General features: G+C 69.8%; 15 protein-coding genes. 10 read left to right on the plus strand and 5 right to left on the minus strand.

Annotated features, from left to right (window positions below):
* Nucleotides 1-411 precede the first annotated feature (411 nt).
* The 6 genes from FHS42_RS01530 (at nt 412) to FHS42_RS01555 (ending at nt 6,147) form a co-directional block, all read left to right on the plus strand.
* Nucleotides 412-1,611: a sialidase family protein gene (locus FHS42_RS01530; protein WP_246494099.1), complete on the plus strand. Its 1,200-nt coding sequence runs from the start codon at nt 412-414 to the stop codon at nt 1,609-1,611.
* Nucleotides 1,608-2,957, plus strand: a complete 1,350-nt coding sequence (locus FHS42_RS01535) for an ABC transporter substrate-binding protein (protein WP_184568637.1) — start codon at nt 1,608-1,610, stop codon at nt 2,955-2,957. The genes FHS42_RS01530 and FHS42_RS01535 overlap by 4 nt, the downstream gene beginning before the upstream one ends.
* Nucleotides 2,958-3,151: 194 nt before the next feature.
* The gene (locus FHS42_RS01540) at nt 3,152-4,075 is read left to right on the plus strand and encodes a carbohydrate ABC transporter permease (RefSeq protein WP_184568638.1); all 924 of its coding nucleotides are present in this window, start codon (nt 3,152-3,154) and stop codon (nt 4,073-4,075) included.
* Nucleotides 4,072-4,920 carry a carbohydrate ABC transporter permease gene (locus tag FHS42_RS01545; RefSeq protein ID WP_184568639.1) on the plus strand — a complete coding sequence of 283 codons (849 nt, stop codon included), beginning with the start codon at nt 4,072-4,074 and terminating at the stop codon, nt 4,918-4,920. The genes FHS42_RS01540 and FHS42_RS01545 overlap by 4 nt, the downstream gene beginning before the upstream one ends.
* A gap of 58 nt (nt 4,921-4,978) precedes the next feature.
* Nucleotides 4,979-5,707, plus strand: a complete 729-nt coding sequence (npdG, locus tag FHS42_RS01550) for an NADPH-dependent F420 reductase (protein ID WP_184568640.1) — start codon at nt 4,979-4,981, stop codon at nt 5,705-5,707.
* 215 nt (nt 5,708-5,922) lie between these two features.
* Complete coding sequence (locus FHS42_RS01555; protein WP_184568641.1) at nt 5,923-6,147, plus strand: hypothetical protein; 225 nt, start codon at nt 5,923-5,925, stop codon at nt 6,145-6,147.
* 102 nt (nt 6,148-6,249) lie between these two features.
* Here FHS42_RS01555 and FHS42_RS01560 read toward each other — a convergent pair whose 3' ends face one another.
* Nucleotides 6,250-7,056 carry a site-2 protease family protein gene (locus FHS42_RS01560; protein WP_184568642.1) on the minus strand — a complete coding sequence of 269 codons (807 nt, stop codon included), beginning with the start codon at nt 7,054-7,056 and terminating at the stop codon, nt 6,250-6,252.
* A gap of 550 nt (nt 7,057-7,606) precedes the next feature.
* Here FHS42_RS01560 and FHS42_RS36515 point away from each other — a divergent pair.
* Complete coding sequence (locus FHS42_RS36515) at nt 7,607-11,794, plus strand: AfsR/SARP family transcriptional regulator (protein WP_246494100.1); 4,188 nt, start codon at nt 7,607-7,609, stop codon at nt 11,792-11,794.
* 178 nt (nt 11,795-11,972) lie between these two features.
* On the opposite strand, the gene FHS42_RS01575 is transcribed toward FHS42_RS36515, so the two are convergent.
* From FHS42_RS01575 to panB, 3 genes are all read right to left on the minus strand, one after another.
* Complete coding sequence (locus tag FHS42_RS01575) at nt 11,973-12,839, minus strand: ABC transporter permease (protein WP_184568643.1); 867 nt, start codon at nt 12,837-12,839, stop codon at nt 11,973-11,975.
* Nucleotides 12,836-13,873, minus strand: a complete 1,038-nt coding sequence (locus FHS42_RS01580) for an ATP-binding cassette domain-containing protein (protein WP_184568644.1) — start codon at nt 13,871-13,873, stop codon at nt 12,836-12,838. Before FHS42_RS01580 ends, FHS42_RS01575 begins: the two co-directional genes overlap by 4 nt.
* Before the next feature lie 289 nt (nt 13,874-14,162).
* Nucleotides 14,163-15,113, minus strand: a complete 951-nt coding sequence (gene panB / locus FHS42_RS01585) for a 3-methyl-2-oxobutanoate hydroxymethyltransferase (RefSeq protein ID WP_246494101.1) — start codon at nt 15,111-15,113, stop codon at nt 14,163-14,165.
* Between the two features lie 275 nt (nt 15,114-15,388).
* Here panB and FHS42_RS01590 point away from each other — a divergent pair, with 275 nt between their 5' ends.
* From FHS42_RS01590 to FHS42_RS01600, 3 genes are all read left to right on the plus strand, one after another.
* Nucleotides 15,389-17,011, plus strand: a complete 1,623-nt coding sequence (locus tag FHS42_RS01590; RefSeq protein WP_184568645.1) for an MFS transporter — start codon at nt 15,389-15,391, stop codon at nt 17,009-17,011.
* Between the two features lie 275 nt (nt 17,012-17,286).
* Nucleotides 17,287-17,913: a TetR/AcrR family transcriptional regulator gene (locus tag FHS42_RS01595; RefSeq protein ID WP_376772515.1), complete on the plus strand. Its 627-nt coding sequence runs from the start codon at nt 17,287-17,289 to the stop codon at nt 17,911-17,913.
* 357 nt (nt 17,914-18,270) lie between these two features.
* Nucleotides 18,271-19,293, plus strand: a complete 1,023-nt coding sequence (locus FHS42_RS01600) for an endonuclease/exonuclease/phosphatase family protein (protein ID WP_184568646.1) — start codon at nt 18,271-18,273, stop codon at nt 19,291-19,293.
* 108 nt (nt 19,294-19,401) lie between these two features.
* Here the strand turns inward: FHS42_RS01600 and FHS42_RS01605 are convergent, their stop codons facing one another.
* Entirely contained in the window at nt 19,402-20,196 is a 795-nt protein-coding gene (locus tag FHS42_RS01605) for a DsbA family oxidoreductase (protein WP_184568647.1), read from the minus strand.
* Nucleotides 20,197-20,238 lie beyond the last annotated feature (42 nt).

Raw genomic sequence — 20,238 nt, forward strand, 5'->3', positions numbered from 1 at the left:
CGCGCCCTGTGCGTTCCTCGGTTTCGCGCGCCCCCTGCGCCCCTGCGCCCCGTGCAGGGCCGTAGGCGGAAAACGGGAACGGGGCGCGCCGTGCGTGCCCCTACGTGCCGTACAGCCGTCCCCCAAACGCGCACCCGGCGGCGCGTTCGGCCCTTATGCGTGCCGGCGTGCACTGCGCACTCCTCACGCCGTTCACGCTAGGCCCGCTCGCCGTTCGACACCTCAGCCCACGGCAGGAGACGGAGAGCGGTGCCACTGCATCGTTTGGCGGAGTCCTCAAGGGCGCAACGCTAACTGTTCATGTGCCGAGCCTTGACGCTCTGTGAGGCATTCCCTATGGTCACCGCACACAAGGGACGTCCTACGTCCTGTCGTTGGCGCTCGATTGCAACGGAGCATCAGGAGGCTCTGATGGCAAACGAAATGGCGGCGTATAAGGCGTATAAGGCGTACACGACGTACGAGATGTCCGTGCCCTACCGGGCAGGCACCGGTGGATACGCGAGCTACCGGATTCCCGCGGCGGTCGTGACGGGCGAGGGCACCGTGTTGGCCTTCGCGGAGGGCCGGGTGTCCTCGTCGGCGGACTCGGGCGATATCGACCTGGTGCTCAGGCGCTCCACTGATGGCGGGCGCACCTGGGGCCCGCTTCAGCTCGTGGGCCGCAACAGCGACGGCACGGCGGGAAACCCCGCCCCTGTGGTCATCGACAGCGGCCGGATCGTGCTGGTGCAGGTGCGCAGCGCGGCCAGCGCCACCGAGGACCGCATTCGGCAAGGGCTGGTCCCAGCCGCTGCGGGGCGGCGGGTGTGGGTGCAGCACAGCGACGACGACGGGGCGAACTGGTCCGTACCGCGCGAGATTACCGAGGACGTCAAGCGGCCCGAGTGGCGTTGGTACGCGACTACGCCCGGGCACGCCATCCAGGTGCGCCAAGGCGAGTACGCCGGGCGCATCGTGGTGCCGGGCAACCACTCGCTGCCGCCATCGGGCTCCGACAGCGGAACCGAGGGCAAGTACAACGGCGGGCATGCCCTGCTCAGCGACGACGGTGGCGAGAGCTGGCGGATCGGCTATGTGGACGACAATCCGGACGGTCACGCCAACGCCAACGCCAACGCGAACGCCAACGCCAACGCGAACGCCAGTGTCAATGTCAATGTCAACGAGACAACGGCGACCGAACTCCCGGACGGCCGGCTGTACTTCAATGCCCGCACCGACTCCGCCGCCCCCGGCAACCGCGCCGACGCCTACTCCACCGATGGCGGTGCCTCGCTGGACAAGCCGTTTCGGCCGCAAGCCGGTCTCGTGGCGCCCGTTGTGCAGTGCAGTGTGCTGTACCTGGAGCCGGCCGCGCCCGGCACCGGCGATGCGCTGTTGTTCGCCGGGCCCGCCGACCCCCACGCCCGTGCGCTGATGACGGTCCGAGCCAGCGCCGATGGCGGCCTCACCTGGCGATCGGCGCACACCGTGGACGGGCTGCCCGCCGCGTACTGCGATCTCGCCCGGATCGATGCGGACACCGTAGGGCTGCTCTACGAGACGGGTGACTTCAGCGCGTACTCGACCATCACGTTCCGCCGCATCCCCGTGGAGGACCTGGCATGAGCCCATCCGGACTCGACCGACGCACCGTCCTTGGCACCGCGGCAGCCGCCGCGGCCGGGTTCGCCCTCGCGGGGTGCGGCAGCGATGACGACGGCAGCGGCGGCGGGGGCAAGGAGCGCAAGAAGGGGCAGCAGGTCACTCTCGACTTCTGGTCCTGGGTGCCCGGCATCGAGAAGCCCGTGGCCCTGTGGAACCGCAAGAACCCCGAGGTGCAGATCAACCTGGAGAAGGTCTCGGCGGTCAATGGCGCGCAGTACGCCAAGATGCACGCCGCCGTGAAGGCGGGCGATGCCCCGGACCTGGGGCAGATAGAGTATTCGGTCGTTCCCAGCTTCCTTTTGGACAACGCCCTGGCCGACCTGTCCAAGCTCGGTGCCGATCGCTACAAGTCCCGGTTCATCGGCTGGCAGTGGCAACAGTCGGTGTTCGGTACGTCGGTGTACGCCATTCCGCAGGACTCGGGCCCCATGGGCCTGTTCGTACGTCAGGACCTGTTCGACAAGTGGGGCATCGAGGCCCCGCAAACGTGGGCCGACTATGCGCGGGCGGCCCAGGCCATCCGTAAGAAGGGCGCCTGGATCGAGACCTTCTCCGCGACCAACGGCAATCGCTTCGCGGGCCTGGTCTGGCAGGCGGGCGGGCGCTGGTTCGACACCAAGGGCGACACCTGGACCGTCGCCATCGATGACGCGCCCTCGCTCAAGGTCGCCGACTACTGGAGCCGGCTGGTGGACGAGGGATTGATCAAGACCGACCCGGACCGGCAGAACGCCTGGTACAAGAACATCCAGACCGGTGACATCGTTTCCTGGCTCGGCGCGAGCTGGGGAGATGCGCTGTTGGTCGGCAATGCGCCGAAGACCGCGGGCAAGTGGCGGGTGCTCCCGATGCCGCAGTGGAAGAAGGGCGAGAACGCGCACGCCAACTGGGGCGGCTCAACCACGGTGGTGTTCAACGACTCCGCGTACCCCAAGGACGCCCTGGCCTTCGCCGTCTGGCTCAACTCCGCTCCCGAGGCCATCAAGTTGCTGATCGAAGGCGGCTACGGATTCCCCAGCGCCACCTCCGGCTACCGCGCCGCCGACCTGGAGGGCCGCAAGGCGTTCTTCGGCGGCCAGCACTACAGCCGAGTGTTCACCGAAGCGGGCAAGGGCGTGGATACGAGCTGGAAGTGGGGCCCCACCGTGGACACCCTCTATCAGCGGCTCGGCGATGCGTTTACGGAGGCGATCGCGGACGGCACCTCGTTCCGCTCGGTGCTGAAGACGGTGCAGGGCGAGACCATCAACGACCTGAAGGACAAGGGGCTCAAGGTGGCGGCCGGCCCGGGCTCGGCCAGCGGGTGACCTGCCGGTGTGTGGCCACCACGAGGCCAACTCGCTGGGGTGCGTGCTCCGGCGTGGGCCGCTCTGGCGTGGGCCCCGGCGCGTGCTCCCGTATGTGCTCCGGCGCGCGCCCCGGTAGGTGCTCCGGCCGGGCTCCGCCGGGTGGCCGCTCGCAGACCTAGCCGGACCGCCAGGCGATAGGAGTACCCCGCAACGTGAAGCGCCCTACCCGCACCGAGGCCCGCAACGCCCGCGCGGCGGCCGGTTTCCTGGTGCCGTTCCTCGCCCTGTTCCTGCTCTGTTTCATCGCGCCCATCGGCTATGCCATCTACCAGAGCCTGCTGAAGGTCGAACGGACCGGGCCGCTGGGGCTCGGCGGCCGAACCAACGAGGTCTGGGCGGGTTTTTCCAACTACACGCACGCGTTAGAAGACGAACGGTTCATCAATGGCTTCGGTCGGGTGCTGCTGTTCGGGGCCGTACAGATCCCCGTAATGATCATCTTCGCCACCGCGCTCGCCCTACTCCTTGAGGCCGCATCGGCGCGCTGGGTCGGCTTCTTTCGGACCGCGTTCTTCCTGCCGTACGGCATCCCCGGCGTCATCGCCTCCATCCTGTGGGGCTTCCTCTACGTCCCCGGCATCAGCCCACTGGTCGAGATGGCGGACTCGGCCGGGTGGCAGGTGGAATTCCTGGCCAGAGACACCGTCCTGTGGTCCATCGCCAACATCGTCACCTGGCAGTTCACCGGCTACAACATGCTCGTCCTGATCGCCCAGCTCAAGGCGATCTCCGAGGAGTTGTACGAGGCCGCGCGGATCGATGGCGCCAACGCCTGGCAGATCGCCCGGCACATCAAGCTGCCACTGATCAGGCCCGCGCTGGTGCTCACCACCGTGTTCAGCATCATCGGCACCCTCCAACTCTTCGCCGAACCGATGGTGCTGCGCCCCCTGGGCACCTCCATCGACTCCGGCTACACCCCCAACCTGCACGCCTACAACCAGGCGTTCACCAGCAACAACCAACACATCGCGGCGGCCGAAGCGGTACTGCTCGCGCTGGTCGCCTGCGTGCTGTCGTTCGGCTTCCTCAGACTCGTCGGCCGGGGCCCCCGGGACGGGAGGGACGGCAAGTGAGCCAGCAACCGCCCTTGCGGCACCGCATCATCACCGTCTCGCTGCTCTCGATCGCCGCCATCTACTTCCTGGTGCCGGTCTACTGGCTCACCATCTCCGCGACCAAGAACACCGGCGACCTCTTCGGCACCTTCGGCTTCTGGTTCGCCAACCCGCATCCCATCGACTATCTGCACGACGTCCTGACCTACGACAACGGCATCTACGTCACCTGGCTGCTGAACAGCCTGCTGTACGCGGGCGTCGGCGCGCTGGCGGCCACGCTGCTGTCGGCCGCCGCCGGATACGCGCTGGCGAAGTTCGTCTTCCGGGGCCGAGAAACCATCTTCAACGTGATCCTGGCCGGGGTGCTGATCCCCGGCACGGCGCTCGCCCTGCCGCTGTATCTGCTGTTCAGCGAGATCGGCCTCGCCAACACCTACTGGGCCGTGCTCCTGCCGAGCGTCGTCAGCCCCTTCGGGGTCTACCTGTGCCGCATCTACGCCTCGGCCGCCGTGCCCGACTCGCTGCTTGAGGCCGCCAGGATCGATGGCGCGGGCGAACTGCGGATCTTCGGCACGCTGGTGATGCGGTTGATGAGCCCCGCCCTGGTGACCGTCTTCCTGTTCCAATTCGTCCACATCTGGAATAACTTCTTCCTGCCGCTGGTCATGCTCAACGACTCCGACCTGTACCCGATCCAACTCGGCCTGGTCGGCTGGCAGGGCTACGCCGATCGGGCGCCCGAGCTCTACCAGTACACAGTGGGTGGCGCGTTCTTGTCCGTCATCCCGTTGATGGTGCTGATGGGGGTGCTCCAGCGGTACTGGCGCACGGGGCTGTCCGAGGGCAGCGTCAAGGCGTGAGCCGCGCCACTACCGCCCGGTACGGCCGGGCCGTGGGAGTGCTGGCAGGATCGACCGTATGACTTCTACAGACGACGCGAGCAAGGCCACGGCACCAGCCGAGGGCAAGGCGCCGGCCAAGGACCCGTGGGAGCTGCCCGACGTGTCCGACCTGGTGGTCGGCGTCCTGGGCGGCACCGGCGACCAGGGGCGTGGCCTCGCCTACCGGCTGGCCAAGGCGGGCCAGCAGGTGATCATCGGCTCGCGCGCCGCCGACCGCGCGCAAAGCGCAGCCGCCGAGTTGGGTCACGGAGTTGACGGCGCCGACAACAGCGAGTGCGCGCGGCGCAGCGACATCGTGATCATCGCGGTGCCCTGGGACGGTCACGCGAAGACGCTGGAGGCGCTGCGTACCGAGTTGGCGGGCAAGCTCGTCATCGACTGCGTCAATCCGCTCGGCTTCGACAAGCAGGGCGCGTACGCACTCAAGCCGGCGGAGGGCAGTGCCGCCGAGCAGGCCGCGGCCCTGCTGCCCGACTCCCGGGTCACCGCCGCCTTCCACCATCTGTCGGCGGTGCTGCTCCAGGACCCCGAGATCGCCGAGATCGACACGGATGTGCTGGTACTCGGCGAGCGCCGCGCGGACACCGACCTGGTGCAGGCGCTGGCCGGCCGCATCCCCGGCATGCGCGGCATCTTCGCGGGCCGGCTGCGTAACGCCCACCAGGTGGAGTCCCTGGTGGCCAACCTGATCTCGGTGAACCGCCGCTACAAGGCGCATGCGGGGCTGCGGGTCACGGACGTGTGAGCAGGCTTCGCCCTGGCGGGCCCGGCCGGGCGGTGTGTACGTCCGGCGGGCGCTGCCGGCGTCTGGCGAGGCCGGCACCTGAGCTGACCCGGCATCTGGGATGACCCGGCATTTTGCGAAGCCGGCAGCTGGCGGGCCCGGGACCGGGCGCGGCCCGGGCTCGCGCGTGAGGGACAATGGCGAGGACCCAGCCCCGCCCCCGCAGGAGCCACCCCATGTCCGCCCAGTCGAAGACCGACTCTGCCCGGCGCCTCGCCCTGTACGCACTGGCCGTATGCGCCCTGGCCATCGCCGCGGCCGTCGTGTCCTTCGTCAAGGGAAACTGGGTGGGCGTCGTATGGGTTTTGCTGGCCGGGGTCACCAGCAACCTGTGGTGGTTGTACGTGCGCAAGGTCAGGACCGAGCGGGCGGCTGCCCAGGGCAACCTCCCACCGCGGTGATCGCTCACCGCGGCGACCCGATGGCTCGCCCGACGCCGTCGGCACTCCTGCGGCGCCTCCCCGCGGCGCCTTTCGTAGCGCTTCTCGTGGCGAAGTGACCGCTCAATGAACGGGGAACCAGTCCGCCGGCCCGCTCGGTTGCTCCGGCCAGAAGCGGAATGATTCGAGCCCGTACCAGGTCTCGTATTCGGATACGTCCAGGGCCCGCAACATCGCGTCCACCGCGTCGAAGAACACGACATTGACCTCGGGAATCCACAGCAGACCGAAGACCGCGAGCAGGCCGAAGGGGGCGAACGGCTCCGCCTGCCGCCGCACCCCGGATGAGAGCCAGGGCTCGATCACCCCGTAACCGTCGAGCCCCGGCACCGGCAGTGAATTGAGCAGCGCCGCGGTGACCTGGAGCAGCGCCAAAAAGGCCAGCGCGGCCCGGAACTCCAGCGGAGCGCCGTCCAGCCAGCCGAGCCAGAACGGTGCGGTCAGTACCACCGCGAACAGCACATTGGTCAGCGGCCCGGCCGCCGAGATCAGGCTGTGCTTCCAGCGCCCCTGGATACGGTGCCGCTCGATGAACACCGCACCGCCCGGCAACCCGATCCCGCCCATCACCACGAACAGCAGCGGCAGCCCGATGCTCAGCAGCGGATGCGTGTAACGCAGCGGGTTAAGCGTCAGATAGCCCTTCGCCCCGATGGTCAGGTCCCCGCTGTGCAGGGCGACGCGCGCATGCGCGTACTCGTGGAGGCACAGCGAGACGATCCAACCGGAGACCACGAACAAGAACACCGCGAAGCCGGTGCTGGCGACGGCGTCCTTCCACACCGCCCACGCCGACACCCCCATAATCGCCACGAGGGCGAGAAAGACGGGGCTGACGCGTTGGTCGCGGCGAGCGGCGGGAGCGGTCATCGGGCGCGGCTCCAAAGAGGCGAGGGCGGGCCGGGCACCCGATCGTGACGGCGCCCCTGGCGACGGTAACCGCGCGGCAGCGCCCGGCGCACAGAAAACGACGCGCGGCACCTCCGGAGTTCCAGGCAGAGTGGGGCGGTGGACCGCAGCGGCCTGAACCGCGCAGCCGGCAGCGCCGGCGGGAGACCACATCGAAGCTGGCGGGGCTGGCGGGGCTGGTAAGAGCTGCGGGAGTAGCAGGAGCTGTGGAGAGGTCAGGGTTGGCAGGGATGGTAGGGGCTGTGGGGACGGTGGTCTCGGCCGATAGGAAGCGGGCGAAGGGGCTGGAGCAGGGGCTGGAGCAGGGGAAGCGGGAGCGCTCCGCGTGGGCGAGGCGTACGCCCTTACGTAATGCGGACCTCGTCCCGACCGGCGCCTGCTTCCGCGCCATGCGCCATCCCCGCAGGGCAGCCGCCGCCGGGGAGAACCGTGACAACACCGCGGCACAGACCGCTGTGAGGAAACCGGAGACCGAGGACCAGTGAACTCCGGCAGTTGGCCGTCAACCACAATGGGTCATGTGCGTTACGGCATTCTCGGCACCACCCAGGCCCATCACGACGACGGCACCCCCGCCGCGCTCGGTGGCGCCCGGCTGCGCGCGCTCCTTGCGGCGCTCGCGCTGCGTCCTGGCCGAGCCCGTACCGCGCAGGCGCTCATCGATGAGATCTGGAACGGTGACGCCGGCGCGCCCGGCGCCGGGGGCACGGCGCCCCGCGACGCCAGCGGGGCACTTCAGGCCCTGGTCGGGAGGTTGCGGCGGGCGATAGGTCGCGCGGCGATCGTTTCCGTCGATGGGGGCTACCTGTTGCAGGCCGATCCCGAATCAATTGATCTGCACCGCTTTGAGAGGCTTGCCCGCGACGGGGCTCATGCGCTGGAGAGCGGAGATCCGGCCAGGGCGGCCGATCTGCTGGACGAGGCCCTCGCCCTGTGGCGTGGGCCGGCCCTGGCAGACCTGCCCAGTCGTACGGCCGTGGCGGTACGGACCGAGGCGCGGCGGCTGGACGCGCGGCGCGATCGGGCCAGGGCCGATCTTGCGCTGGGCCGCGCGGCGCACGCGCTGCCCGGCCTCACCGAACTGTGCGGTGCCCATCCCCTCGATGAGTCGCTGCACGCGCTACGCATCCGCGCACTGCGCGACACTGGCCGCACGGCGGAGGCGTTGGCCGAATATGAGCGGGCACGCATTGAGTTGGCCGATCGGCTCGGCGCCGACCCGGGGCCAGAGCTGCGCGCGCTGCACGCCGAGTTGTTGACCCCAACCCCCGCCCGAGATCCCGCACCCACCCCGCCCCCGCGGCCCACCGCGGGCCGCGGCCGAAACCCCGGGGATGGCGAGGCCTGCACGGACCGGCCAGCCGCCGAAGCCGCGCAGGGACCGCCGCCCACCCCGACCGGGCCGCAGCCCACCGGAACCGGCAGGAGGACCCCTCCGGGAGCACTTTCGAGCGGTGTGCCAGGTGTGCCAGGTGTGCCTGATGGTTGGGCCGTACGAGGAGTCGCACGGCCCACGGGCGGCGCCGCGAAGGCGTCCCCCGATACCACTCCCGATACCGCGGCGCCCTACACGGCAGAGCCCGATACCGCGGCGCCCGACACCGCGGCGCCCGATGCCGCGGCGCTCGATACCGCCGCGGGTCTCGACGCGCCGAGCCCCGGCATGGCCGATCTGCGTACCGAGGGCTTTCGCGTGGCGGGCTCCCGTGCGGCGGGGGCGACCTCCGCGGATGCCGGGCCGGGTAGGGACGGCGCTCGTCTCACCCCGAGGGTCGGGAACCTGCGGACGTCGCTCACGAGCTTCGTCGGGCGCGAGAACGAGCTCCAAGCGTTGCGCGGCGACCTCGCCACGCACCGGCTCGTCACGCTGCTCGGGCCGGGCGGCTCGGGCAAGACCCGGCTGTCCCAGGTAGCTGCCGGCAGCGTCGCCGGTGACTGGCCGGATGGCGTGTGGCTCGCCGAACTCGCGCCCGTGGATGATCCGGATACCGTGGTGGAGACGGTCCTGACCACGCTTGGTGCACGGGAGACCGTCATCAGGGGGACCGCCGCCGAGGGGCTGCGGGCCGCCGCCGACCGCACCGCACTCGACCCGCTGATCCGGCTCACCGAGCACTGCGCCGCCCGCCGCATGCTGCTCGTCCTCGACAACTGCGAGCACGTCATCGAGGTCGCGGCCCGGGTCGCCGAGTCGCTGCTCGCACACTGTCCCGACGTGACGGTGCTGGCCACCAGCCGGGAACCACTCGCCGTACCCGGCGAACTCGTACGTCCCGTAGAACCGCTGCCGCAGCCGGTCGCGCTGCGGTTGCTGGCCGATCGGGGGGTCTCCGCGCGGCCTGGGTTCCGCGTCGAGGACGACCCGGGGGCCTGTGCCGAGATCTGCCGCCGGCTGGACGGTCTGCCGCTGGCGATCGAACTCGCCGCCGCGCGGCTGCGGCTGCTCTCGCCCCGGCAGCTTGCCGACCGGCTCGACGATCGCTTCCGGCTGCTGACCACCGGCAGCAGGACCCTGCTGCCCCGACAACAGACCCTGCGGGCCGTCGTGGATTGGTCCTGGGACCTGCTCGACGCGCGAGAGCGAGCCGTGCTGCGGCGCCTGTCGGTGTTCGCGGGCGGCTGTGACCTGACGTCCGCCGAGGCGGTGTGCGCCGACCCGGAGAGCGGCATCGGCAGCGGTAGCGGCGCTGGCAGCGGGAACGGCGCTGGCAGCGGTAGCAGCGCTGGCGCTGGACTTGCGCCGGTGGCTGGCGTCGCCCGCGCGAAGGACGACCACGTGGACCCGCGTGATGTCGCCGCGCTGCTCGGTTCCCTGATCGACAAGTCGTTGGTTGTCGCGGCCCCGCCCGAGTCCACCGCGCGGACCGTAGCCGAAGCGGGCACCGACCGCACGCGGCGAGGCGACCTGGGCAACGCCACCCCCACCACCGAAACTGGCACCGCAGGCACGACTACCAACAGCACCAACAGCACCAACAGCACCAACAGCACAGACGCCGCGGGCGTTGCTCTCGGCGGCGGCGGCGGCGGTGAGCGTGGGTGGCAGGCGCGCGATGCGGGCCTGGCGGGTGCGAGCCAGGCGGGCGCGGGCCTGGCGAATGGGGGCGTGGGGCAGGCCGCCGATGCGGCGTTCTGCGGCGGCATGCGCTACCGCCTCCTGGAGACCGTCGCCGAGTACGCCGCCGAGCGGCTGGACGAGGCGGGGGAGCGTGCGGCCGTGGAGCGGCAGCACCTCGTGACGTACCGCGAACTCGCCCGCCTGGCCGACCCGTTGCTGCGCGGCGCCGAACAGGGCAGTTGGCTGTGGCGACTGGAGTTGGAGCACGACAATCTACGCACCGCGCTGCGCCGGGCCGTCGCCGCTCGGGACGAGCACGAGGCGCTGTGCCTGGCGTTGTCGCTGAGCTGGTTCTGGCATCTGCGAGACCATCGCGCTGACCTGCGTACCTGGGCCAAGGCAGCGGCCGAACTCGGCCCCAATCCGTTCCTGCCGCCGGTCGAACCCGCGCCGCCGCTGTTCACTCGGCCCACTGATGCACCGCCGCCGATGCCACCCGACCAGCTGGAAGAAGCGCGGCGCGGGGTGCGGCTGTTGGGCCTTTCCATCATCGAGGGCGATCTGCACCGGATGGACAACCCCACGGCCCAGCGGGAGTTGCAGGGTGTTATCGACGCATACCGCCCCGGGCTGCCGCAAACCTGCCGGCTGCCGGGTGCTCTGTGGTTCTTCGCGGTGCTGCTGGCCGACGACTTCCCCTACCTGCGGGAGGTGGTCGATGTCGCGGTACGTGCCTGCCGGGAGATCGGCGCGCCCTGGGAGCTGGCGTACACCTTGCAGCTCCGGGCGAAGGTGCTCTCCGGCCGGCATACGGACCCGTCGAGCGCGGACCGCGACGTCGGCGAGAGCCTGGAGATCTTCGAGCGGCTCGGCGATGCCTGGGGCGCGGCCGAGGCACTGTCCGGGCGCGGCGAGGCACGTGAGGAGCGCGGCGAGTACGCGGCGGCGGCCGACGACTATCGCAAGGCGATCGGCTACGCGGAGCGCCTTGGCGCACAGGCCCAGGTGTGGCTGCTCAAGGCGCGACTGGCGGGCGTGGTGATCGAGTGCGCCGACAGCGCGGAAGAGGCCGAGCGGGGCGCGCGCATGCTCGTTGAGATCATGGATCAGGGCCAGCGCATGAGCACCGAGGCGATGTCCTACGCGCGCTTGCAGTACGCCGTGTGGTGCGCCGAACAGGGCCGCTACGGGGAGGCCCGGGCGCGACTCGAAGACCAGCTTGTGGAGTTCGGTTCGCGCACGCTTGAACTGTTCCAGGGCATGGTGGAGGGGCTGATCGGCTGGCTGGACACGCTGGAGGGACGATTCGCTGACGCGCTCGAACGACTCAGGTCGGCCGTGGCCAAGACCGGGTCGTCGGTGACTTCGATGGTCGCGCCACAGGTGCCGGTCGTCCAGCTCGCAACGGGTGCGCGGGCGCGGGCTGGCCTGGGCGGAGTCGATGACGCATGCGTCGCCGCCCAGTTGATCGGGGCGCACGACGCGCTTTTCCCACCCGGCATGGTGCTCGCCCGAGTGCAGCGGGCGGTGCGGGCAGCGGCGGAGGGGGCGGCGCGCGCCGTACTGCCGGACACGGACTATCAGCGGGAGTACGCGAAGGGCCGCGGCCTCTCCCTCGCGGAGGCCGCGACCCTCATTTGACGCGTCGCTGAACTGGGCTGACACTCGGCGCTGCCCCAGCCGCGCACCCCACCAGCGGGCCCGGCCTCGCACCCGGCGTCGCCCGGGCGCCGCCGCCAGGATGGCCGGCGCAGCGGATGGCCCGCGGGGCCGAAAGCCCCTGGGGTGGTGGCGAGGGCTGACCGGCCGTGCCATGTGCTCAGGTCTTCGTACGGAACTTGCGCACCGCTAGCGGCGCGGTCACCAGGGTGATGCCGACCGACCAGGCCAGCGTGGTCAGCGTGGGGCTGGCCACCGCGCCTTCGCCGTTCAGCAGGGCGCGGGCCGCGTCCGCGAGGTTGGACAGCGGGTTGTAGTCGGTGAAGGTCTGCAACCAACCCGGCATCGTCCCGGTCGGGGCGAAGACCGAGGACCCGAACTGGAGCGGCATGATCGCGAGGAAGCCGACGCCCTGCACCGCCTGCGGAGTCTTCATCGACAGACCGAGCAGCATGAAGATCCAGGTGAGCGACGCGCCGAAGACCAGCGCGAGTCCCACAGCGGCCAGCAGTTCCAGCGGGCCCGTCTTCAGGTCGAAGCCGATGATGAAGGCCACCGTGAGCAGGATCAGGGACGAGACCAGCATCCGGCCGCCCTCCACGATCAACTTCGCTATCAACACGGAGGAGCGGGCTATCGGCATGGTGCGGAAGCGGTCCATCACTCCCTTGTTGAAGTCGTCGTTGACGCCGGTGCCCACGGACATCGCGATGTTCAGGCCACCCATGGCGAGCAGGCCCGGAATGACGTAGTTGATGTACACATCACGGTCACCACCGAGGCTGCCGCCGACCGCGCCGCCGAAGACGTACACGAAGAGCAGTGTGAAGATGATCGGCATCAGCAGGGCGTCGAACATCGACTCCGGGTCCTGCTTGATCTGCATGGCGTTACGGCGCACCAGCGCGCCGATGTGCCGGGCATTGGCGCGCAGGCCGATCCGACCCTCGTCGGTATCCACCTTCTTGGTCACCTGCGACTGCTGGTCCGGAGCCTTGTCCGGAGCGGTGATGGTAGCCGCGCTCATGCGGCGACCTCCTCAAGCTTGATGTTGTCCTGTCCCAGCTCGCTGTCCGAGGTCTTGCGGCCCGTGATGGCCAAGAACACCTCGTCCAGGCTGGGCAGATGGGTGTCGATGCTGGAGATGCTGAAGCCGCGCTCGCTGAGGAGCCCGATCAGCGCCGTGAGTTGCTCGTCGCTGACGATCGGCACATTGACCAGGCCCTCGGCCACGTCGGCCCGGGCACCAGCGACGCCTTCAAGACCGGCCTGCGCGACGGCGCCGACCATCCGGTGCAACTGCTCCGGGTCCGAGGGGCGAATTTGCAGGGTGCGCCCGCCGACCTTTGCCTTGAGCTCGGCGACCTGGCCGCCGGCGATGACCTTGCCCCGGTCGATGACCGTCAGCTCGTCAGCGAGCTGCTCGGCCTCCTCCATGTACTGCGTGGTGAGCAGGACCGTCGCGCCATCGGCGACCATCCGACGCACCTCCTCCCACACCTCGTTACGGGTGCGCGGGTCGAGGCCGGTGGTCGGCTCGTCCAGATACAGGACCTGGGGGTTGCCGATCATCGAAGCGGCGAGGTCGAGTCGGCGGCGCATACCGCCCGAATACTGCGCTGCGGGTCGCTTCGCGGACTCGGTCAGCGAGAAGCGCTCCAACAACGCGTCGGCCCGCTTGCGGGCCGCGGCGCGCGAGAGATCGAGCAGCCGCCCGATCATGTAGAGGTTCTCCCAGCCGGAGAGCTTTTCGTCCACCGATGCGTACTGCCCGGTGAGGCCGATGGCCCGACGCAACTGCCGCGGCTGGCGCAGCACATCGAAGCCGGCCACCCTCGCACTGCCGGCGTCCGGCGTGATCAGGGTGGACAGGCAGCGCACCAGCGTCGTCTTGCCCGCGCCGTTGGGACCGAGGACACCGAGCACGGTGCCCTCCTTGACGTCGAGGTCAACGCCGTCGAGCGCCTTGGTGGTGCCGTAGTGCTTGACCAACCCCCGTACCTCGACCGCGTTGCCGCGGCCGGGACTTGTGTCGTGTGGTGAATTCTGCGAACGCGTCATGGACTTACGTTCTCAGACACCACTGACAATCGGCCGACAGCCCACCGACGCCCCGCCGACATGTGGGGGTCGGCGAGCCGTCGGTAACGGCGGTGGACCTGTCGGTAAGGCGAGGTGGGCCGCCCACCGCGCGGCGACACGACGCGCTCCCCGGCGGCCTCAGACGCCGCAGGCGCGTGGCGTAGCACCCCAGCGATGCCAGCGAGACCAGCGATGCCAGCCCCGCCCCAACAGCAGTTCGGGCGGGGCCGATCAAGGGCGTGGCGGTGTTCCCGCGGGGCCCGCGACCTTAGTGGAAAGCGTGTTCCGGGGCCGGATAGGTGCTGCCGATGACGTCGTCGGCGAAGGCCCGTGCCGCCTCACCGAGCGTTTCGCGCAACTGCGCGTACTGCTTGACGAAGCGCGGCACCCGGCCGCTGGTCAGGCCCGCCATGTCCGTCCACACCAGCACCTGTGCGTCGCACTCCACGCCCGCGCCGATGCCCACGGTCGGGATGTGCAGCGAACGGGTTGCCTCGGCGGCGAGTTCAGCCGGCACGAGTTCGAGGACCACCGCGAAGGCACCCGCGTCCTGCGCCGCCTTGGCGTCCCTGAGCAACTGCTGGGCCGCCTCCTCGCCGCGGCCCTGCACTGGATAGCCGCCGAAGGCGTTGACGGACTGCGGCGTGAGACCGATGTGAGCCATCACCGGGATGCCGGATCGTACGAGAAGCTCGATCTGGTCGGCGGAGCGCTCGCCGCCCTCCAGCTTCACCGCGCCGACGCCCGCCTCCTTGATCAGCCGGGTCGCACTGCGCAGGGCCTGTACGGGGCCCTCCTGGTACGCCCCGAAGGGGAGGTCGCCGACGATGAGGGCGCGCTTGGTGCCGCGTACCACGGCTGCGGCGAGGATGGTGATCTCGTCCATGGTGACCGGCACGGTGGACTCGTAGCCGAGGTGGCAGTTGCCCATCGAGTCGCCGACGAGCAGCACGGGAATGCCCGCCTCGTCGAAGACCGATGCGGTCATGGCGTCGTAGGCGGTGAGCATGGGCCACTTTTCGCCGCGTTCCTTGGCGGCTGCGATGTCCCGGACGGTGATCCGCCGGGAGCCCTTACCGCCGTACAGCGACTTGCCGCTGTCGGGCTTGTTCCCGGTCGGTGCTGCCGGGACTGTCGGCGCTGTCGGTGCTGCCGCTCCGCTGGCCGACGTCGCGGCCGATGCGGTGGGTGCAGCCTGGTGTGAGGCATGCGTCGTCATGACATGGCTCCGTTTTCGTGTCTTCGTCATCTCAAGGCGCCCTGACGGCGTCCCTGGACCGCCTCCATGCTGGCACGAGGCCCACTCGATGCGGAAGAGCCGTCCGTTTCTGTTCGCCCCACAAGCCACGACCACCATCCGGACACGAGACCCACCCCGTACCCACGCCGCTCGTCGCCCCGGGGCCGGTCGCGCAGGTCGGCACGGGGCACCGGTACGTAAAGTCTTTCCAATACGAGACGGTCTCGTATCGAAAAGGTCGTAACCTGGCCGGCATGGCAACCCCTTCCGACATAGCCACGGCCCGCACCGTGCCCGAGGCGGTCCACCGCAGGCGGTGGGCGATTCTCGTCGTCCTCATGTTCAGCGTGCTCATCGTGGTGCTGGACAACTCGATCCTCAATGTCGCCATGAAGACCATCTCGTCGCCGGAACCGACCGGCCTGGGAGCCACTCAGAGCGAGCTGGAATGGGCGATCAACTCCTACACCCTCGTCTTCGCGGGGCTGCTCTTCACCGCCGGCCTGATGGGGGACCGCATCGGCCGCAAGAAGGTCCTGCTGGCCGGCATGGTGGTGTTCGGCGTCGGCTCGGTGTTCGCCGCCATGTCCGCCTCGCCCGGCGAACTGATCACCTACCGGGCCGTCATGGGCCTCGGCGGCGCCCTGGTGATGCCGGCGACCCTCGCCATCTTGATGAACGTCTTCGAGCGTGACGAGCAGCCGAAGGCGATCGGCATCTGGGCCGCCGCAGTGGGTCTCGCCATCGCCATCGGCCCGATCACCGGCGGCATCCTGCTCAATCACTTCTGGTGGGGCTCGGTCTTCCTGATCAACGTCCCCGTCGTGATCGTCGGCCTCATCGCGATGATCGTCCTCGTACCGGACTCGCGCGACCCCTCACCGGGTCGGTTCGACCCCATGGGTGTGCTGCTGTCCGTCGTGGGTCTGGTGCTGCTCGTCTACGGGATCATCAAGGGCGGTCAACTAGCGGACTTCGCCGATCCGCAGGTGTTGGGCACCGTGGGCGGCGGGGTGGTGGTCCTCCTGCTGTTCGTCTGGCACGAGAAGCGCAGCGAACATCCAGCCATCGACGTCAGTTACTTCCGCAATCCGGCGTTCTCCGCCGCCATCGGCGCCATCGCGCTGGTCTTTTTCGCGCTGATGGGCGTGACGTTCTTCATCGTCTTCTACACGCAAAGCGTGCGCGGCTACAGCCCGTTGGAGTCCGGCCTCTTGCTGATCCCGCTTGCCGTGGCGCAACTGATCTTCGCGCCCCGAGCTCGCCTCGTGGTGGACCGCTTCGGCTCGCGCATCGTGTGCACCGTCGGCATGCTGCTCGTCGCGGCGACGCTCGCCGGCTTCCTGCTCCTCGACACGGACACCCCGATCTGGGTGCTTGAGGTCCTCTTCTTCGTTCAAGGCACGGGAATGGCGCACATCATGCCGCCCGTCACCGTCTCGATCATGCAGGCGCTGCCCCGCGAGAAGGCGGGCTCGGGCTCCGCGCTCAACAACACCTTCCGGCAGGTCGGCGGTGCGCTGGGGGTGGCCGTGCTGGGCTCGCTGCTGTCCACCACGTACCGTAACGGCATCAACGACGAACTCGCGGCCGTACCCGGCCTCTCCGACGATCAGCGCCACACCGCGGGCGAGTCCATCGAGGCCACGCTCGGCACGGCGGAACGCATGGGCGTGCACGGCAAGGCATTGGTGGGGCCGGCGAACGACGCCTTCATCCACGCCATGCACATCACCTCCATCAGCGCGGCCGGCGTCGCGCTGATCGGCGCGGCGGTGGTCGCGCTGTTCCTGCCTGGCAAGCAGCCGCCCCGGCAGCCGACGCAGGGCCCAGGCGCGGCGGACAGCGAGCACAAGACGCTGGAGGCACACCGGTGATTTCCACGCCATCCGACGCGGGCCGCACACCCGGCCGAGACGACCACCACTCCGGTCGGGAGCACCGCCGCGCCAGCGACGGCGCGCCCCTGGTGACAGTCGTCCGGCCGGCCGCGCCGGATGGCGCCCCGGGCGCCGCGCCCGCGGAAGCGCCGCCGACTGCGCCGGCGGTGGCCGCCCCCGAGCCCACCGCTGCCCCGCTCCCTCCCATGACACCGGCGGCACCAGCGGCTCCGGCTTACGCCGTACCGCCCCATGGGCCACCAACCGCCGAGTTGCCGGTCAATGGCGTACCGGAGCAGCCGGCGTATGGGGCGGGGGAGCGGCGGGGCCGTCCACGCAGCGCTGCGGCGGACACGGCCATCATCGAGACCGTGCTGCGCCTCCTGGAGGACGGCGCCACGGTCGGTGAGCTGTCCATGGAACGCATCGCCCGGGAGGCGGGCGTCGGCAAGGCCACCGTCTACCGCCGCTGGTCGGGCAAACCCGCACTCATCCTCGACGTGATGCGGGCGCTCGACGTGGAGTCCCCGGAACCCGTGGGCGATTCGGTACGCGATGACCTCGTCATGATGCTGGAAATCCTGCGCCGGCGGGGCCTGGCCAAACGGCACTCGGCGCTGCTTCGCACGGTGATCGCGCAGGTGAAGGCGCACCCGGAACTGTGGCGGGAGTATCACGACACGGTGGTGCGCAAGCGACGCGATGCGATGCGCGCGGTGCTGCGACGCGGCGTCACCACCGGTGAAATCCGTCCCGACGAGGACATCGACCTGCTCGCCGAACTGTTCGTCGGCCCGATGCTCTCGCGGGTGTTGCTGCACGAGTGGATGGAACTGCCGGAAGGGCTCGCGGAGCGCATCGTGGACACGGTGCTCGACGGAGTACGCCCGCGGGCATAGCCGGTGGGGGCCGGTAGGGCCCGGCGTGTTGGGTGCAGCACTAGGAGCGGGGCCGGGACGGCGCGGGAGACGCCCCCTGTACGGGGGAGTTCCAGCCAGGTCTGACACATGGTCCACGGCGATCGGTTGCCCTCGATCGCTGACTGCTTCGTCGCCCTGGTTGCACGCCTTGCACTCCATGTGTTCCGATTTGTGCCCGTTCTGTCACAGCCCGCGCCCGAGTTCCCCGATAAGGAACCCGGGCCTGCCCATCACTCGTCCTCACTTTCGAGACGCTCACCCAGAGCGTCGGGAAACGCCCTGGTCATCGCCTATGGTCTAGGCGATGACGGGCCGGTGATCTAGTGAGGACGACGCATGGCGCAGGCGTACGCGGAAGAGACGGGGCACGACCGGGACGAGCCCGGACCGGCCCGCTCCCGGGCGCGGCGTCTGATCGACGGCTGGCGGGGGCGCGGCGTCTGGCGGCGCGGTGTGATCGTTGCGGCGCTCGCCGTCGTGATGGCGCTGCTGATGATCTTGCATGCGCAGATCCCCAACGACGTGGGCAACCTTGGCAGCCTGCTGGAGACGTTTCTGCCGTGGATCGGCATGGTGGGCATTCCGATGCTCCTAGCCTGTGCGCTGATCCGCCGCTCGGCCACGGCGCTGGTCGCGCTGCTGCTCCCCTCCATCGTCTGGCTGAATCTCTTCGGCGGGCTGCTGACCAGTAAGTCCGGTTCCGGCGGAGATCTCACGGTGGTGACGCATAACGTCAACGCCGACAACTCCGACCCGGCTGGTACGGCGAAGGACGTGGCGGCCTCGGGGGCGCAGGTCGTCGCGTTGGAGGAGCTGACGAGCGGCGCGTTGCCCGCGTATGAGAAGACGCTCAGGTCGGCGTATCCGCACCACGCGGTCAAGGGCACGGTCGGGCTGTGGAGCAAGTACCCGCTGAAGGACGCGCAAGCCGTGGACATCAAGATGGGCTGGCCCCGCGCCATGCGGGCCACGGTCGTCGCGCCAAAGGGCGAGGTCGCCGTTTATGTGGCACACCTGCCGTCCGTGCGGGTCAAGTTCAACGCCGGCTTCACGGCAGGTCAGCGCGATGACAGCGCGGACGCCCTGGGTGCGGCCATCTCGGCTGAGCAACTCGACAAGGTAATCCTCCTCGGCGACCTCAACGGCACCATGAACGACCGCGCGCTCGCCCCCGTCACCTCTCAGCTCCGCTCGGCACAGGGCGCGGCGGGCGACGGCTTCGGCTTCAGTTGGCCCGCGTCGTTCCCCATGGCACGCATCGACCAGATCATGGTGCGCGGCGTGGACCCGGTCTCCGCCTGGACCCTGCCCGACACCGGCAGCGACCATTTGCCGGTTGCGGCATCGGTCAATCTGTAGCGACACGCGACACGCGACACGCGACACGCGACACGCGACACGCGACACGCAGCACGCAGGCCCAGCCGGCTGCGGTTCGCAGGCCCAGCCGGCCGCGCACCGGCGAGTTCAGTTGCGCGGGGCCTCGCACGCATCGCCCTCGCAGGCGGCGGCCGTACCCGGGCCCGCCCCGGCGCCCGACTGCGTCTCGGCGTCCGGCTTCGCCCCCGCGTCCGGGGAGGCAGCAGTGCCTGGTGCCGCGGCCTGGCCGGACGGCGGCGGCGGCGCGGCGGCCGTCTCCTGAGCGACCTGTTCCAGGATGCTCAGGAACGCTCCCGGCTCCTGGCCGCCCTGGACCGCCCACTGGCCCTCGAAGACGAAGGTGGGGACGGCCGTGATGCCGCGCTGCCGGGCCGTTTCGATGTCGTCAAGGACCTCGTCGCGCAGCGCGTCGCTGTGCAGGAACGCCGCGGCTGCCTCGCGGTCGAGGCCGACCGCGACGGCGACGTCCGTGAGCTGTTCGTGGTCGCCGATGTCCATGCCCTCGCCGAAGTGGGCGGCAAGCAGCCGGCCCTTGAGGCGGGCCTGGGCGTCCGGGCCGTACTCGTCGAGCGCGTACCTCAGCAGACGGTGGGCCAGCAGAGAGTTGTTCTCCACGACGGTGTCGAAGTCGAAGGTGAGGTTCTCGGCGGTGCCGAGGTCCGTGATGTGGGCGTCCATCGCCGCGGCGCGCGGGCCGAACTTGCTCGCCAGCACCTCGCGGTGCGGCAGCGGCTCCTGCGGCGCGCTCGGATCGAGCTGGAACGGCCGGTAGACCACCTCGACCTGGTCAGCCAGCGGATACGCGGCCAAGGCCTGTTCGAAGCGGGCCTTACCGAGGTAACACCACGGGCAGGCGATGTCGCTGTAGATCTCGACCTTCACCGGGTCACTCCCTGTCGCTGCGTTGTCTCATGGATTCGCCGG

It is taken from the genome of Streptomyces zagrosensis, from assembly GCF_014203645.1.
GTDB classification, from domain to species: Bacteria; Actinomycetota; Actinomycetes; order Streptomycetales; family Streptomycetaceae; genus Streptomyces; species Streptomyces zagrosensis.